Origin of the sequence: Peptoniphilus sp. BV3AC2, from assembly GCF_000478945.1 — a bacterium.
In the GTDB taxonomy this organism is placed as follows: Bacteria; Bacillota; Clostridia; order Tissierellales; family Peptoniphilaceae; genus Peptoniphilus_B; species Peptoniphilus_B duerdenii.
The window spans coordinates 1-15,265 of record NZ_AWXD01000022.1; the positions used below are offsets into that span (position 1 = coordinate 1).

14 protein-coding genes and 5 pseudogenes are annotated in these 15,265 nt (G+C 32.0%); all 19 read left to right on the top strand.

The annotated features are described in order from the left end of the window. A pseudogene (locus HMPREF1252_RS09905) lies at positions 1-238 on the top strand (recombinase family protein); the annotation flags it as partial. Positions 239-873: 635 nt separating this feature from the next. Then, positions 874-1,662, top strand: coding sequence for an alpha/beta fold hydrolase (locus HMPREF1252_RS04955; protein WP_023059657.1), 789 nt, complete (start codon positions 874-876; stop codon positions 1,660-1,662). Between the two features lie 255 nt (positions 1,663-1,917). After that, positions 1,918-2,124, top strand: a pseudogene (locus HMPREF1252_RS10090) (GNAT family N-acetyltransferase); the annotation flags it as partial. A 57-nt stretch (positions 2,125-2,181) separates the two neighbouring features. Next, positions 2,182-2,799 (top strand): DNA alkylation repair protein, encoded by a 618-nt coding sequence (locus tag HMPREF1252_RS04965; protein WP_023059667.1) that lies wholly within the window; start codon positions 2,182-2,184, stop codon positions 2,797-2,799. A 358-nt stretch (positions 2,800-3,157) separates the two neighbouring features. Further along, the gene (locus HMPREF1252_RS04970) at positions 3,158-3,925 is read left to right on the top strand and encodes a DUF6796 family protein (RefSeq protein ID WP_369756283.1); all 768 of its coding nucleotides are present in this window, start codon (positions 3,158-3,160) and stop codon (positions 3,923-3,925) included. A gap of 104 nt (positions 3,926-4,029) precedes the next feature. Continuing rightward, a pseudogene (locus tag HMPREF1252_RS09795) lies at positions 4,030-4,614 on the top strand (MBL fold metallo-hydrolase); the annotation flags it as partial. A gap of 117 nt (positions 4,615-4,731) precedes the next feature. Then, positions 4,732-5,534 (top strand): annotated as a pseudogene (locus tag HMPREF1252_RS09910) (class I SAM-dependent methyltransferase); the annotation flags it as partial. Positions 5,535-5,586: 52 nt separating this feature from the next. After that, on the top strand, positions 5,587-5,745 hold the full coding sequence (locus tag HMPREF1252_RS09730; protein WP_023059653.1) for a hypothetical protein: 159 nt from the start codon (positions 5,587-5,589) through the stop codon (positions 5,743-5,745). A 112-nt stretch (positions 5,746-5,857) separates the two neighbouring features. Next, a complete protein-coding gene (locus HMPREF1252_RS04985) occupies positions 5,858-6,364 on the top strand; it encodes a GNAT family N-acetyltransferase (RefSeq protein ID WP_023059654.1) in 507 nt (168 codons plus the stop codon). A 159-nt stretch (positions 6,365-6,523) separates the two neighbouring features. Then, a complete protein-coding gene (locus HMPREF1252_RS04990) occupies positions 6,524-7,030 on the top strand; it encodes a GNAT family N-acetyltransferase (RefSeq protein ID WP_023059658.1) in 507 nt (168 codons plus the stop codon). Between the two features lie 300 nt (positions 7,031-7,330). Beyond that, a pseudogene (locus HMPREF1252_RS04995) lies at positions 7,331-7,960 on the top strand (L-2-amino-thiazoline-4-carboxylic acid hydrolase). Positions 7,961-8,016: 56 nt separating this feature from the next. Next, entirely contained in the window at positions 8,017-8,763 is a 747-nt protein-coding gene (locus HMPREF1252_RS05000) for an alpha/beta fold hydrolase (protein ID WP_023059666.1), read from the top strand. A 10-nt stretch (positions 8,764-8,773) separates the two neighbouring features. Beyond that, positions 8,774-9,280 (top strand): hypothetical protein, encoded by a 507-nt coding sequence (locus tag HMPREF1252_RS05005; protein ID WP_023059671.1) that lies wholly within the window; start codon positions 8,774-8,776, stop codon positions 9,278-9,280. Between the two features lie 114 nt (positions 9,281-9,394). Beyond that, a complete protein-coding gene (locus tag HMPREF1252_RS05010) occupies positions 9,395-9,832 on the top strand; it encodes a GNAT family N-acetyltransferase (protein ID WP_023059634.1) in 438 nt (145 codons plus the stop codon). Positions 9,833-10,036: 204 nt separating this feature from the next. Next, positions 10,037-10,522, top strand: a complete 486-nt coding sequence (locus HMPREF1252_RS05015; protein ID WP_023059646.1) for a hypothetical protein — start codon at positions 10,037-10,039, stop codon at positions 10,520-10,522. A 153-nt stretch (positions 10,523-10,675) separates the two neighbouring features. Then, positions 10,676-11,719: a Fic family protein gene (locus HMPREF1252_RS05020; protein WP_023059664.1), complete on the top strand. Its 1,044-nt coding sequence runs from the start codon at positions 10,676-10,678 to the stop codon at positions 11,717-11,719. Between the two features lie 377 nt (positions 11,720-12,096). Beyond that, entirely contained in the window at positions 12,097-12,762 is a 666-nt protein-coding gene (locus tag HMPREF1252_RS09270; RefSeq protein WP_023059643.1) for a Crp/Fnr family transcriptional regulator, read from the top strand. A 211-nt stretch (positions 12,763-12,973) separates the two neighbouring features. Next, complete coding sequence (locus tag HMPREF1252_RS05030) at positions 12,974-13,717, top strand: isochorismatase family protein (protein ID WP_023059637.1); 744 nt, start codon at positions 12,974-12,976, stop codon at positions 13,715-13,717. An 87-nt stretch (positions 13,718-13,804) separates the two neighbouring features. Next, positions 13,805-15,211, top strand: a complete 1,407-nt coding sequence (gene hydA / locus HMPREF1252_RS05035) for a dihydropyrimidinase (RefSeq protein WP_023059642.1) — start codon at positions 13,805-13,807, stop codon at positions 15,209-15,211. Positions 15,212-15,265: the final 54 nt, after the last annotated feature.

Genomic DNA, 15,265 nt, shown 5'->3' on the forward strand with positions numbered 1-15,265 from the left:
ATATGACTTAACATTCTATTTCAAAACAGGGGTTAAAGATAGTCAAGATTCAAATAATTTTAAAGATAAAAGAAAAAATGCCAAAGACAATGATATTGATAAATTGTGCTCCTGCAAGAATGACGAGGATAAAAAATTATGTTCCCAAGCAAAAGACAACGCATGTGGAGTGCATAGCGTTGATACAAAGAGTGAAATCGTGAAAATCCTGCATTTTAAACAGTTTTACAAGCATTAATGTCTTTAATGGAGATGGCGATGGAGAACGAAAAAAAGTCCTGAAAAATTATATTGATGTTTATGTTTGTATTGATATGGTGTGTGGAGATACAAAGAACGATTTAGGAAGCGAGGAATAAGCAAAGCTGAAAAGCTCTACTATACAGCCCTTATAGGATATATCTGGTATGAAGCTCCATTTAATTTGATGTATAGCAGCGGTATGGGAAGTATACAAGCTGCTATAAAAAAATTGCTTAATTGTGGATATATTAAGTATGAAGAAGCTATTGAAAATGGGCGATATAAAACAATTATTCAATAACGTATAGAGGAAAACAAAATTTCATTGAGTGGGTATCTGCTCCAATGGAAATACAGAACAGCAAAAATCCTGAATTGGCTAAATTATACTTTATGGGCTTTTCAACAAAAGAAAAACGTGAGTCAGGATTACAAGAGTATATTTTAAAGTTAAAAAACACTATGATATGTTGAATGCACTTTGTAAGGAAGCAGAAAAATTCAAAGTTTTGATGAAAATAAGGATATTCTTCATTACCAGTTCACTGCAACTCGATATGGAAAAGATCTTATGAAATTCAATATCGAGTGGTGGCAAAAACTTCTTGATGAAATGAAAGGAAGCAAGATTTGAAATCAATAAAGTTAGTTAATTCACCAATCACATATTTTATCAGTGGAAGAGATTATTCTGAATGGATACTTTTTATTCACGCTGCTTTTGTCAATCATAATATGTTCAAATCACAGTTTGAATACTTTCACAACAAATACAATATTTTAGCTGTTGACATTATTGGTCATGGGCAGTCAACGGATACCCAAAAAGGGGATGGCATAGATAAAATGTCAGAATGGATATTCGAAATCTTAAAGGTGGAAAATATTGAAAAAGTACATATTGTCGGTGTTTCATTAGGAGCAGTATTGGCACAGGATTTTGCGAATCATTATCCAAACTCAGTAAGTTCAATGGCTTGCTTTGGAGGATATGATATCAATAATGTTGATATTAAAATGCAAAAGCAAAATGGTGCGAAACAGAAGGTGATGATATTGAAAGCTCTCTTTTCGATTAAGTGGTTTGCAAAAGAGAACAAGAAAATTTCTGCATATACTTTACAGGCACAAGATGAGTTTTTTGACATGAACATACTTTTTCCTAAAAAATCATTTATTTTTATGGCAAGTCTCAATAGTATGATAAATAAGTATAAAACTGGAAAACGAAATTACCCTTTGTTGATTGGATGTGGAAGCTTTGATATTCCAATGGAATTAGAGGCAGTAAAACAATGGAAAATAAGTGAGCCAAATTGTAGGGTAGCCATTTTTGAAAATGCAGGACACTGTGTCAATATGGATGTGCCACAAGAGTTTAATGAAACTGTAGAGGATTTTTGGACAAGTGCAGAATAAATAGACTGAAAGGATATTGTTTTTTATGAGAAAAATTGAATGCTGTGGGAAAACAAATCCCAGTTTTTCTAACTGAAAATATAAATTAAATAATACAATAGAATATTATTTTGAAAACAGTTAACGATCTAACGAACTCTATAATCTACTTTCAGATGAAGATGTCATGGAATTTATAGAACCGCCTTTTTCATTGGAAAAAACAGCGAATTTTCTAAATAGTGTCGTACTGATTGACCCTCCTTCGAATTTGGTTGGATACTCAATAAGAGATACTGGGGGAAAGGATATGCCAATGAATTAACAAAAGCCTTTATAAATCGTAGTTCAGAGATAGGGAAAAACTTGATTATTGAGTGTGCTCCGAACCAGGAAAATTCCAAACGAATTGCGATGAAAAATGATTTTGAATTTATTGGAGAAAGTGATGGCTGCAGTGTATTAAAAAGAAAAGCCGATTAATAAGATTTGAAAAGGTGGCAAAGTGAGAAATTGGAAGTTAGGAGGAGATGAAGCTGCATGAAAGAATATATCGTGAGTTTAGAAAAAGAATTTTCGTTGATAGAAAATGGCTTCAAAGAGGAGGAAAAAAGAGCCTTTGCAGATTACAAATCTAATGATAATGAATATATAAGAAAATTAGCATTTTTAGCATATAAATCTGATACCTATCAAGTTAGAATGTATGGTGTATTTCTTTTTGGATACTTATCTGAGCAAGATGATATTTTAGCATTTATGAGAGATGAAGTTTCCAAAGATGATAATTGGAGAGTTCAGGAAGTATTGGCGAAGGATTTTGATGAATTTTGCAAGAAAATAGGATATGAAAAAGCACTTCCAATAATTGATGAATGGTTAAAAAACAATAATCCTAATACAAGGAGAGCAGTTACAGAGGGACTTAGAATATGGACAAGTAGACCATATTTCAAAGATAATCCGAATGAAGCTATCAGACGAATTGCTCCATTAAAAGAAGATACGAGTGAATATGTTAGAAAATCGGTAGGGAATGCTTTAAGAGATATTAGTAAAAAATTTCCAGAGTTAATTAAAGCTGAACTCTGCAACTGGAAGTTAGAAAGCAAAGAAATAAATCAAGTATACAAATTAGCGAGTAAGCTTGTAAGCTGACAACTCCCAGTTTGTCGAGGCAATACCTTTTAACGATAACCTTATGCTATCGTTAAAAAGTTCATGGATATGTTCCTACATACAGGCAAGACTTCATGACATACTTAGTGTTCACTTGTTTCAAGTTGAAGCCCTAACACTTTTTGTGAGGCCATTTGAAGAATAATCTCATAAGAAAATGTAGGTCTCATGTCATGAATCTCCAAGAGAAGTGTCCGTTAGGGCGCTTAGATTGGCAAGATTCGACGGTTGAGACGGTAGCATTGGTGTCAAGAAAATAAAGCGAAATTTTATATTGAAGGGTATTAAATCTTATTTTAAAATTTAAAAATAATTAAATAAATTTCACAAGAAAAATATGAAAGCATCTACGAAAGTAGGTGTTTTTTTATGCATAAATTCAAGAATAGTACAATCAAAATATATAGATTTTAAATTTTTCAAGGTGTATAATAAAAATGAAAAAATATATCATTTTAAAAAGAAAGGAGCGGAGTTTATGACATTGTACAAGACTATTTTAATTGGTCTTTTCGGATCATTCTTAATGTTTTTGGGAGATATGATTCTTTATTATGATAAAGATGGCTATGATAGCAAGGACAAGATAAATAGTGTCATCACAATAATGAAAAAGCTTAGCGTAAAACGACTATATCTTGGTGGTCTTTTAGGTCCGATAGGAGCATTTTTATACAGTCTTGGGTTTTACCACATTGTTCTAGCAAGCCAAGGAAAATATGAAAATCTAGGATGGATTTTGTTTATAATAAATAATCTTGGCACAATTCTTGGGGGCGCATACCATCTTCAGTTTGCTTACCTGGGTCTTTTATCAAGGCACAAAGGTAAGGAAAGTTTTGATGAGTTTTTAAAATTTTTAAAATTTCAAGCCAAGTTTGTTTTTAGTGTAATGGCTCTAGGCAATCTAGGACTTTCTATAATGATGCTATCTGGAATGATGATTTTTCCGAGATGGCAGGTCTTATTCACTCCATTAGTTCTTGTAATTTTAACCCCACTTCTTGGTAAATTGCCCAAGCGCTTACATATGATTATCTGTGGTGGCTGGTTCAACTTAATATATTTTATTTACTACTTATCTTTAATTATTAGCTTTAGTTAAAATTTTTTAGGAGAGAAGATATGAAACTTTTATATTTTTTTGATGATAAAATAAAGCCCATTACCATGCGCGGTAAATTTTACTGTAATCCAGAAGATACTGGAATGCTCTCAGATGGGATAAGTGCCATTAGAGAATATGATGTAAACCTATGGTTTTACACCAAAAATGGTAAAACTATTGCATTCGATAGCGGGCACATCAATTACGATAATATTGATTGCGATTTTAAGAAAATAAATATAAATCCAGATAAGATCGGACATTTATTTTTAACACACTTAGATACTGATCATGCTGGCGGAATTGACTTAACGGGAAGAAATATTTTTCCAAAGGCTCATGTCTACATGGGTGCTGATGAAGAAAAATATATGACAAGAGAAATTCGAAGAAAGGGAGTATTTCATAACTGTGTGAAAATCGCTGATGGATGGACTCCTATCAAAGATATTTCAATCTTTGAGGTTGACGGAATAAAGGTGGAAGCTATTCCTGTTCCTGGCCATACTGTTGGTCACACTGTTTACATAGTCGATGACAAGATTTTAATATCCAGAGATTGCCTTGTCATTAATGAAAATGGTGGTTATGCTTTCTTTGATTTTTTCACTCAAAATCCAAAGAAGAATAAAGAATCTTTAATTAAACTAAGAGATAGATTAAAAGATTATGATTTAAAATACGTTTGTACAGGACATAGCGGAATGCATCCTTATTCAGAAAAGATTTTTAAACACATTGATAAGAGTGCAACTTTCGGTAAGACAAATCCATTTCACAAAGATGGTGAATACAATCCTTTTGATAAGAAAACAGAACCTGATTATAGAAACTGGGTTCCTAAAAGAATGTTGAAGGCTAAGATTATTGAAAGTCTAGTATGTCTTATTTTATTCATCTTATTTGGTGCAAGTGACCTCATTCTTCAAGGAAGACAAAGGATCATCTGGGGACTTATCCTAGGGATAGGATTCCTTATACTCCTATTAATTACTGCCTGGGTTATCATCTTGTATAGGGCCTTTGATTACAATGGTAAGAGGAAGCTTGCTAAAGTCATAATAGATGGGACTGCTGACTATGTAAAGATCCCAGATGGTGGCGTAGGCTTGGATGTTGGCTGTGGTAGCGGGGCACTTACCATAGCTTGTGCAAAGAAAAATCCAAAAGCGACAATGGTGGGTTGTGATATTTGGGGGGCTCATACAAAAGTGAATTTTCTAAGGAACTCTGTAAAAATAATGCAAAATTAGAGGGAGTAGAAAATGTTAGATTTGAAAATGGTAATGCAGTGAATCTTCCTTTTGAAGATGAAAGTTTTGATGCAGTAACTAGCAACTATGTTTATCACAATATAACGGGGAAAAATAAACAAAAACTTTTACTGGAAACATTACGTGTACTTAAAAAGGGTGGAGTTTTTGTTATCCATGATTTGATGAGTAAGTCAAGATATGGAGATATGAATAAATTTATGGAAAAGCTGAAAAAAGATGGCTTCGAAGATGTGCAATTAATTGATACAACAAAGGGTCTTTTTATGAGTCACAAAGAATCTTTATTCCTTGGACTTTCTGGCTCAGCTCTTCTTATTGGGAGAAAATAAAATTGTATATAAATTAGTATAAAAATTTTAGAAAATTGATGAGGTATGCAATATGAAATACAATGGTTTTTATTTTTGGTTATTTAAAAGGCCGATGAAAAAAGTTCTTATAGAGAAGTATGGAATAGAATATGCTTCAGATTATAAAAAGAGCAAAAAAATTTATCGAGAACTTGTAGAAAACATGGATAATTTTGATAACAAGAGCTAATAATTCTTTATAGATTTATTAAAAAACAAATTGGCAAAAAGTGTTACAGCATATTTAAGTAATAAGTATTGTACATTACATTGAAAAAGATATTTAAATTATAGAGGAACTTATGAAATTAATTAGACCGGATAGGAAATATATCCAAAGCTATATAGAAGCAAATGAAGAAGATGAAATTTTTAGACCGAATGCAGAAAGGCGTTTTAGAAACTATGAAACAATTGTAGAGAGTTCTTATAATTTGGAACATGGTATAAATTTACCTATAGATTATGTTAGAGCTACTACATTTTGGTTGATAGATAATGAAAAATTTATTGGTGAAATTAATATTAGGCATGAATTAAATTCATTTTTAATTAACTATGGTGGTCATATAGGGTACGAAGTTAGACAATCTGAATGTATGAAGGGCTATGGAACAAAAATGCTTTCTATGGCACTTAAATATTGTAAAGAGGCTTTGAATCTAAATAAGGTTTTGATTACATGTGATGATGACAATATCGGATCAATAAAAGTTATAGAAAATAATGGTGGGATTTTGGAAAACAAAGTGAAAAATATATTACCAAGAGGAAATGTTACAACAAGAAGATATTGGATTAATATATAGGAAAGAAGATCAATTTAATCTGTGCAATATTTAAACCAATTGACATATTCCCACAAACAAGGTTTTTGAAAAATTTCAAATTTTATCCATATTGACCACTCAAGCCACTGAGAAGCTGTTGTGTTCATGTCAAGAAATTAAGTTTTGAAGGAGTTAAATATGAAAACAGTAGAAACAGAGCGTTTAATACTTAGAGTTCCTACTCTTGATGATTTTGATGAATTATATTCTGTTCATGCAAATCCTGAAACTAATATTTTTAATCCAGGATGGAAAAAGCCAAGTAAGGAAGAATTTTTAGATACTTTAAATACAATTATCGACCATCATAATAAGTATGGGTTTGGATATTATTCTTTAGTAGATAAATCTGACAAAAAAGTATTTGGATTGTGTGGTTTAAGATATACATCAATAAGAGATAAAAAGTATTTAAATCTGTATTATAGAATAGATCCCTCTAAAATGAGAAAAGGATTTGTAAAAGAAGCAGCTACTAGAATAATTGATATCATAACCAGTGAATTAAACAATGAATACAAAGTAGTTGTACTAACTTTAGATAAAAATATTCCTTCAAGAAAAGTTGCTGAATCATTAGGCTTAAAATACGACAAAGATTTTGATGATTTGGGTGGGGAAGGAAACGTATATTATTTTAATTAATGATTTGTAGCTTCGAAATACTTAAATAAATTTCATAACAAAATGATAAAGCATCTACAAATGTAGGTGCTATTTTGTTTGTAAATTTAATTTTATGTAACAAGAATTTTTATCAAAATCTCCTATAGTATAGATATAATCTAATAAAAATATGCTATAATTAAATTAAGATTAAAGAAGTGTCATGTAATTTATAGGAGTGTGGAGTTTTTAGTCACAATTAAATTTATTAACTAGATTAGCTTTTTCAAATGTTAGAAATATAAATTTATTTTGTGATTTGCATTGGGAGGACATAGGATGAAATACAATGGTTTTTATTTTTGGTTATTTAAAAGACCGATGAAAAAAGTTCTTATAGAAAAGTATGGCGAAGTATATGCTTCGGAAATTATTAGAAAGAGCAAAGGTGTCTATAGAGATTTGGTTGAGAATATGGATGACATCGGTGCTGACAACCCAATGGTTTACAATGAAATGTTTGCTCTAGTATTTGTATCTCCATATTTAGCAAGCGATAAGAAGATTCCGCCAGAAACCATTCAAGAAATGATGCGCAGATCTCTCTACTATATTAAGTGGTTCTTTGCTATGACAGACTTAAATACAAAGAGAGGTAAGGCCAGCAATAAAAAGAATATAGTGAAGTATTATAAATGGTACACTCCAGAAAAAGAAAAACTTTATCCGACTTCTTTTAAGGTCGATTTCGAAGGCCAACCTTACGAAGATGCTTGTTACTATTGAATAACTCGTTGCCCAATATGTACATATACAAAGAAGCTAGATGTGTTTGAACTGATGCCACTTTTTTGTGAGCTTGATGATGTGATGATCACCCTTCAGCATGGAGTTTTACATAGGAAAGAAACCATCGCTAAGGGAGGAGACTACTGCGATTACTTCATCCTAGGAGACAAAGAGCAATAGATAATTTATTATTTGTAGTCTATTTGATTTAAATAATTTTAATTAAGGGAAAAGAAATGAAAATCATTACATATGGAAATAAAAATAATAAATCAATATTTTTTATTCATGGTCTTGCCTCTACTGCGGATCTATGTTTCAAACTTCTTTTGCCATATTTGCAAGATTATTTTGTAATTTTCTGTGAATTGGACGGACATTATGGAAGTAAACCAAAAGATTTAACTTCAATGGAAGAAACCATAGATTCCATAGAGAACTACATATTAAATGAAATGGGCGGGAGTCTCTATGGGCTATGTGGATTTTCCATGGGAGCGACCATCGCTGTTGAACTCATTGGAAGAGGAAATATTTCTATTTCAAAAGTCCTTTTAGATGCGGCGATTACTGCTGAATTGGGCTTAATGGCTATGCCCTTTACCTATGCTTTTATCGTAGGGACAAGTAGAATTAAAAATAAAAAGCCAATACCTAAATTTTTATTAGATAAGATTATGGGCAAGGATAATCTAAGCATAATAGAAATGATGTATCCGCAAATTTCAAAAAATACGATTAAAAACGCCTGTAACTTTATCTATCATTACAAAGTTCCAGAAAATTTAACCAAGTTTTCAAGTCCGGTAATGTTTTGGAGGGGAAGCGAAGAGCCAATCCCTGCAAAAAGTGAAAAGATATTAAGAGAGTATCTTCCACAAATGAAAATAGAAGTATTTGAAGGAATGGGTCATGGACAATTTCTCCACGAGCATCCCAAAGAATATGCGGAGAAACTAAAAATATTTTTGGAAAATAAATAAGGAGAATATTATGGATATAACAAGAGCAATATTAGATGGAATCGCAATGGCTGCTATCTTTAACGGTGCAGTGGCAGCTTTTGTACTGATTAACCCGAGATTTTTCTTCGATTCTTATCCAAAAGAAATACAAAATTCGGCTCCGGAAAAGATGACAAAAGAAGAGAAAAGAATAAATTTAATACTTACGATTATAATTTCAGGAATCTGTTTTATATATGGAGTTACCACTCTTTTACATACAGGAATAAAAGGGCTTAGAGAACTTTTTTGGATGAGCTATATTCAGTGGATAATATTAAACTTGGGAGATTTTTTTCTATTGGATTTACTTTTGTTCCAAGGAAAGTACAAGGATAAGATAGTCATACCAGGCACAGAAGGACATGAGGACTACGAATTTGGAAATTGGATGAAACATTTAGCTATTAAGGAACATTTTATCTTGATGCCATTTTTACTAATACCAATCGTATCTATAGTCCAAGCATGGCTAGTTATTCTAGTTGGATTATAAAAATTACTAAATTTGGGCACAGAAATGCGAGAAATATTCTTTAAAAAACACAAATAATATAAGATAATAATTTATAACAAAAATAAATTTAACTAAAATCACGAGGAGAATAATTTGGAAATTAGAAAAATATTAAAATCAGATTTAGAAGACTTAGCAAGATTAATGGTGGAAGTATTTAACATGCCGCCTTGGAATGATACATGGACAGAAGAAACAGCTTCCGAGTCCTTGCTTTCACTAATAGATGCACCTGGATTCTATGGCAATGTCATGGTCGAGGGTACTGCCATAATCGGAGCGATAATGGGTAACAAAAGATTGTATTCCACAGAAACCACCTACTATCTCTATGAGTTTTTCGTTTCAGATAAATATAGAGGAAAGGGAGTTTCGAAAAAATTATATGAGAAGACTATGAGCGAATTGAAGAAGGAGGGAGTAAGCGGAGCCTTCTTCACAACGATTAGAAATAGCGCAGCATATAAATTTTATATAAAAGAAGGAGCATGGGATTTAGAAGATTCCGCTTGTTTCTACCACAAATTTTAAAATATTAATTCACCTATTAAAAGTAGGTGTTTTTTATTGAATAAATTTAAAATTAGTAGAAAAAAAGCAAGTTTTAATTATTACGATATTTAAGAAATTCCTTAAGTAATTTGTAAGAAATAGTTAGATGTTTTGTAAAAATTATTTATTATAATACGGTCATAGATACAAGAAAGATATCTAAATAAAACTTAAGGAGAAAAAATGAAAACAAATTTAAAAAGAAAAATAGGTTCAATTATACTAATAGGATGTCTAGCTCTAGGTCTAGCTGCCTGCGAAAAATCAAATGCATCTGATTATTCAACTGGGATGGTTACAAGAGAAGAAATACAAAGTGAATTTGTAGAAACTTGTAAGAATCTTAATTGGCCAGAAGGTTACGAAGTTCCAAAAGAAATCGATGAAAAAGAAGACGGCGCAGATTATGAAAAAGGATTTGGAAATACAAGAGCAAGCATGTATTGGGAAGCAGCTTGGGAAAAAGAATGGTTAAACACTTATAAAACAGATCCAGCAAGAGCCGAAAAAGCATTAAAAGAACTAGAAAACGCAAAAATGATGCCATACATGTCAGAAGACAAGTGTGACGATGCTACAAGGGAATATTTCGATAAAATCATGGAACAAGCTAAGAATGGAGATCCATCAGGATTCGAAGAAAATATAAAATTAAACGCACCTGAATAATTTTTCATATCTTGTCCATAATATAAAAACAAACTTCTAGATTAATCTAGGAGTTTTTTTAATTATACAAATAAATAATTTTTAAAATCGCCTAATTCTTTTTTTATCGCCTAAAAAATGATATAATTTAGGAGATAATAGGAGGATTAGGTGATGCGAAATTTTGATTATTCTAAATTAAATAGTATAAAATGGGATGGAGAAATTTTAAATTATATTTCCAAAATTGGAGAATACAAGGGTAGACAAGAGCTTTTTCTGAGTCAAAAGCCAAAAGTTTTAGACACTCTAGTGGAACTTGCAATTATCCAAAGTACAGAGTCTTCGAATAAAATTGAAGGGATAAGCACAACTAATACAAGGTTAAAAGATTTAGTTCTAAAAAAAATAAAACCAAAAAACAGAGATGAAGAAGAGATATTAGGCTACCAAGATGTTCTATCCACAATCCACGAGTCTTACGAATTTATACCAATTACACCAGAGATAATTCTGCAGCTTCACAGAGATCTATTTAAATACTCTGAGAAATCTATTGGAGGAAAATTTAAAAATACACAGAATCTAATAACGGAAACCCTCTCAAATGGAGAAAGGATAGTTAGATTTACCCCACTTAAACCTTATGAAACTGAACAGGCTGTCAGGATGATTTGCAAGTCATATAACGAAGAAATAGATAGGGGAGAGGTCAATCCTCTCATACTAATTCCAACATTTGTCCATGATTTTTTATGCATTCACCCATTCAATGATGGAAACGGAAGGATGTCGAGACTTCTAACCACCTTGCTTCTCTATAAACTAGGCTACGTAGTGGGAAGATATATAAGTCTCGAAGAAAAAATAGAAAAAACTAAGAATGTTTATTACGACGTTCTTCAAAAAAGTGGTTATGGTTGGCATGAAAATAATGAAGATATAAACTTTTTTGTAAAATATATTTTAGGTATTATTTTATCGGCTTATAGAGATTTTGAAGAGAGAGTAGATATATTTGATACTAATCTTTCTGCCTTTGAACAAGTTGAACAAGCCGTAGCTAGGAAGATAGGTAAATTTACCAAGAGTGAAATAATGGAACTTACCCCATCAATAAGTAAATCATCCGTAGAAAATTCACTAAAAGAATTAATAGAGAGAAATGTAATTGAAATGCATGGAAAGGGTAGGGCGACTTACTATATAAAAAAATAATTTTATAATAATATTTTACCTTCTATATAAAGCTATATAAGCATTAGTAATTAAACTAGCTTACTTTTGATTAAAAAAACATAATAATACAAAATAATTTAAAAATTGCTTTTAGAAAATAATATAAAATTCTAAAAGCATTTTTTATTTTAATATTAAAAATAAATTTTGTCATATCTCGAACATTAATAGTTTCAACTACTCTATAAAACGGTTAAATTATATTTTAACAATCTAATCTAACATGAATTGTGAGCTAAAATACTTTTGAGAATTTATTATTAAAAAAGTCAGAATTTACGATGTTTATAAGTAAGAAAATCGTTTGCTTTTTATAATTTTATCTTATAAAATCAGGGTAAAGGAGGTAGATCAGAATGAAAATTGCAGATTTAAAATCAATTCATATTTTTGAAGGTATAGATGATAAAATTTTAGATAAAATTTGTAAATTAGATATAGACAAGGCTCATTTAATGCCAGGAGATATGGTGGTTTGTGAAGGGGAAGAGGTAGACAGTCTTATAGTAATTAAATCTGGTCTACTTAAACAGGCAAAGTACCTAGAAGATGGTTCAGAAAAGACAATCGCATACTATTATGAGAATGAAGTTTATCCTTTACATCTATTGTATGCAGGGATTAGATTTTGGCCTTATGATATTTATGCTGAGTTTGAAAGTGAGATTTTCTACATTCCATGGGATGGGTTAAAAGAGATAATAGCTTCTGAAAAGAGTCTTTTGCACAATGTCTTACTTTTCACTGCCAACTGCACATGCCATACAAAGATCATATTAAATGCTACAAGGTATAAAAAGGTTCAAGAAAGAATCGCATATTGGTTAACGATGAAAAAATATATCCGTTATAACAAGATACCTATTACTCAGAAAATGCTATCCGATACTTTAAGAGTCACTAGGCCAAGCCTCAATCAAGAACTAAAGAAACTTGAGTCCTTAGGTGTCATTAACATTGAGACGAATAACATTGAAGTAATAGATGAAGAATATTTAAAAGAAATTATTGAAAATATTTAGAAAACATTTTCAAATGTTCGTATGATAACTTGCTACACTGAAAAATAGTTGGTAAGATGTATACAGAAAGCAAAGCTCAAGACTAAATAACAGTGTTTCATAGCTACATATGGGTTTTAAGCTTTTATCTTTTATCTTCATTCCGAGCTCAAATGAAGATAATGTTAGAATTAATGAAAACGATACTTTGAATAGTAAAGGAGATTTAAAAATGACAGAAAAAATGAACCCGGAATTTAAATTTGTTGACGGATACGGATTTAACGAAGACTTACTTAAGGAAGCATTTGCTGAAGCAAGAAAGATTTATAAAGAAAGAGGATTCATGAGAAACATGGGTCAAGGAAAAGCACCAGCTATAACTACAGTTGATATGGCTAAAGCTTGGATGAGTGAAGGACACCCATTCACTTGTGATAAATCTGAAGAAGTTTGTGCAAACGCACTTAGAGTTCTTGAAGCTGGAAGAAAAGCTGGAGTTCCTATATTCCATACTACTACAGGATACACTGGAGATAAACAATGGGACCTTCCAAGATGGGATGAAAAAATACCTATGAGCGCACTTGACATTGACAGTGAGTGGATGGAAATAGATCCTAAACTTAAACCACTTCCAGAAGAACCAGTTATCCATAAGAAATACGCTTCTAACTTCTTTGGTACTCACCTAGCTCATATCCTTACATTCTTAGGAGTTGACACTGTAATAGTAATGGGAGCTACTTCTTGTGCATGTGTTAGACACACTGTAATGGACTCAACAGGATACGGATTTAAGACACTTATCCCTGAAGGAACTGTTGGAGACAGAGTTCCAGGCGTTGTTGAATGGAATATGTTCGACATGGAAGCTAAGTTTGCTGACGTTCTTCCAGTTGATGAAGTTGTTAAGTACCTAGAAAGCATTGACAGTTCTGTTTATACTAAACACGAAAGAAAACTTGACAAATAAAACATATTTTAATAATTAAACTAATACGCTGAGGCAATTTAGGGCATTACGCTATAAATGCCCAGCGTTTTTTTATAAGGAGATGCTATGAAAAAACTATTAATTAAGAATGGTACTATTATTTCTGCTACTTCTGAATATGTGGCTGACATATTAGTTGAAGGCGAAAAAATAAAAGAAATTGGTATAGATCTACCGGAAGATGGTTGTGAAGTTATAGACGCTACTGGCAAGTATGTATTCCCTGGTGGAGTAGACGAGCACGTGCACATGGGACCTTTTGGTTCTTATTCATTCGAGACTTCTCACGCAGCACTAGTGGGTGGAACTACAACTATCGTAGACTTCGCTCCACAATTCAAAGGCAAGACTCTTATTGAATCTTTACAAGAGCACGAAAAAGAAAATGCAATAGGCAAGGCATCTTGTGACTATTCATTCCACTCAATGGTAATGGACAACGATCCAGATTTACTTATGAGAAGTATTCCTGAACTTGCTGAAAATGGAGTTGCAAATATTAAATTCTTCATGGCATACAAGGGAACACCTTTCTATGCAAATGATGAACTTATTATACAAGGGATGGCTGAAGCTAAGAAATATGGTTTAACATCCATGCTTCACTGTGAAAACGGAGACTTTATCGAAGCTTTAGCTAAAAAATACAAGGCTGAAGGAGTTAAAGATCCTATAGGACACTCTCTATCTAGACCACCGATAGTTGAAGACGAAGCAACATTTAGAGGAATTCAAATGGCAAAAATAGCAGATTGTCCTCTATATGTAGTGCATGTCACAACTAAAAATGCAATGAGATTTATTAAAGAAGCTAGAGAAGAAGGATATAGTGTATATGGTGAAACTTGTACACATTACCTAACTCTAGACGAGTCAAACTTCTTAAAACCTGATTTCGAAGGTGGAAAGTACGTATGTGCACCAGCACTTAGAACTAAAGATCACTTAGAAGCACTATGGGACGGAGTTGACAAGGGATACCTAACAGCAATTGGATCTGACAACGCAGCAGTTAAGGGTGGATTCGAATCTAAGAAAAAAGGTATCGATGATTTCACAAAGATTCCTAACGGATGTCCGGGTATGCAAAACAGACTTTACATGATTTGGACACAAGGCGTTATGAAGAATAAAATTACAAGACAAAAATTCGTTGAACTAACTTCAACTAACCCTGCAAAAGTATGTGGATTCTATCCTCAAAAGGGAGCTATACTTCCAGGCTCAGATGCAGACATCGTAATCTACAACCCAGAAGTTAAGGGCACTATCACATTCAAAGATAACTACGAAGGCAGTGACTACGAAACTTACGAAGGATTCGAAAGATCTGGAATATGTGAAAAAGTATTCTTAAGAGGAAAGTTAATGGCTGAAAATGGAAAATATGTAGGCGAAAAGGGAACAGGAAGATACATTAAACAAAAAGCTTACGCACTTCCATACGACAGATACGTTCCAAGAAAAAAGTAAAAATTTAAATTTAGAGGGAGAGTTTAACTCTCCTTTTTTAATAGGCAACAAAAA

Excerpts from the sequence above, each read along its gene's own strand:
- HMPREF1252_RS09270 (WP_023059643.1), top strand. The coding sequence starts at position 12,097 with ATGAAAATTGCAGATTTAAAATCAATTCATATTTTTGAAGGTATAGAT.
- HMPREF1252_RS04970 (WP_369756283.1), top strand. The coding sequence starts at position 3,158 with ATGAAAGCATCTACGAAAGTAGGTGTTTTTTTATGCATAAATTCAAGA.
- HMPREF1252_RS04965 (WP_023059667.1), top strand. The coding sequence starts at position 2,182 with ATGAAAGAATATATCGTGAGTTTAGAAAAAGAATTTTCGTTGATAGAA.
- HMPREF1252_RS05000 (WP_023059666.1), top strand. The coding sequence starts at position 8,017 with ATGAAAATCATTACATATGGAAATAAAAATAATAAATCAATATTTTTT.
- HMPREF1252_RS09730 (WP_023059653.1), top strand. The coding sequence starts at position 5,587 with ATGAAATACAATGGTTTTTATTTTTGGTTATTTAAAAGGCCGATGAAA.
- HMPREF1252_RS04990 (WP_023059658.1), top strand. The coding sequence starts at position 6,524 with ATGAAAACAGTAGAAACAGAGCGTTTAATACTTAGAGTTCCTACTCTT.
- HMPREF1252_RS04985 (WP_023059654.1), top strand. The coding sequence starts at position 5,858 with ATGAAATTAATTAGACCGGATAGGAAATATATCCAAAGCTATATAGAA.
- HMPREF1252_RS05020 (WP_023059664.1), top strand. The coding sequence starts at position 10,676 with ATGCGAAATTTTGATTATTCTAAATTAAATAGTATAAAATGGGATGGA.
- HMPREF1252_RS05030 (WP_023059637.1), top strand. The coding sequence starts at position 12,974 with ATGACAGAAAAAATGAACCCGGAATTTAAATTTGTTGACGGATACGGA.
- HMPREF1252_RS05015 (WP_023059646.1), top strand. The coding sequence starts at position 10,037 with ATGAAAACAAATTTAAAAAGAAAAATAGGTTCAATTATACTAATAGGA.
- HMPREF1252_RS05005 (WP_023059671.1), top strand. The coding sequence starts at position 8,774 with ATGGATATAACAAGAGCAATATTAGATGGAATCGCAATGGCTGCTATC.
- hydA (WP_023059642.1), top strand. The coding sequence starts at position 13,805 with ATGAAAAAACTATTAATTAAGAATGGTACTATTATTTCTGCTACTTCT.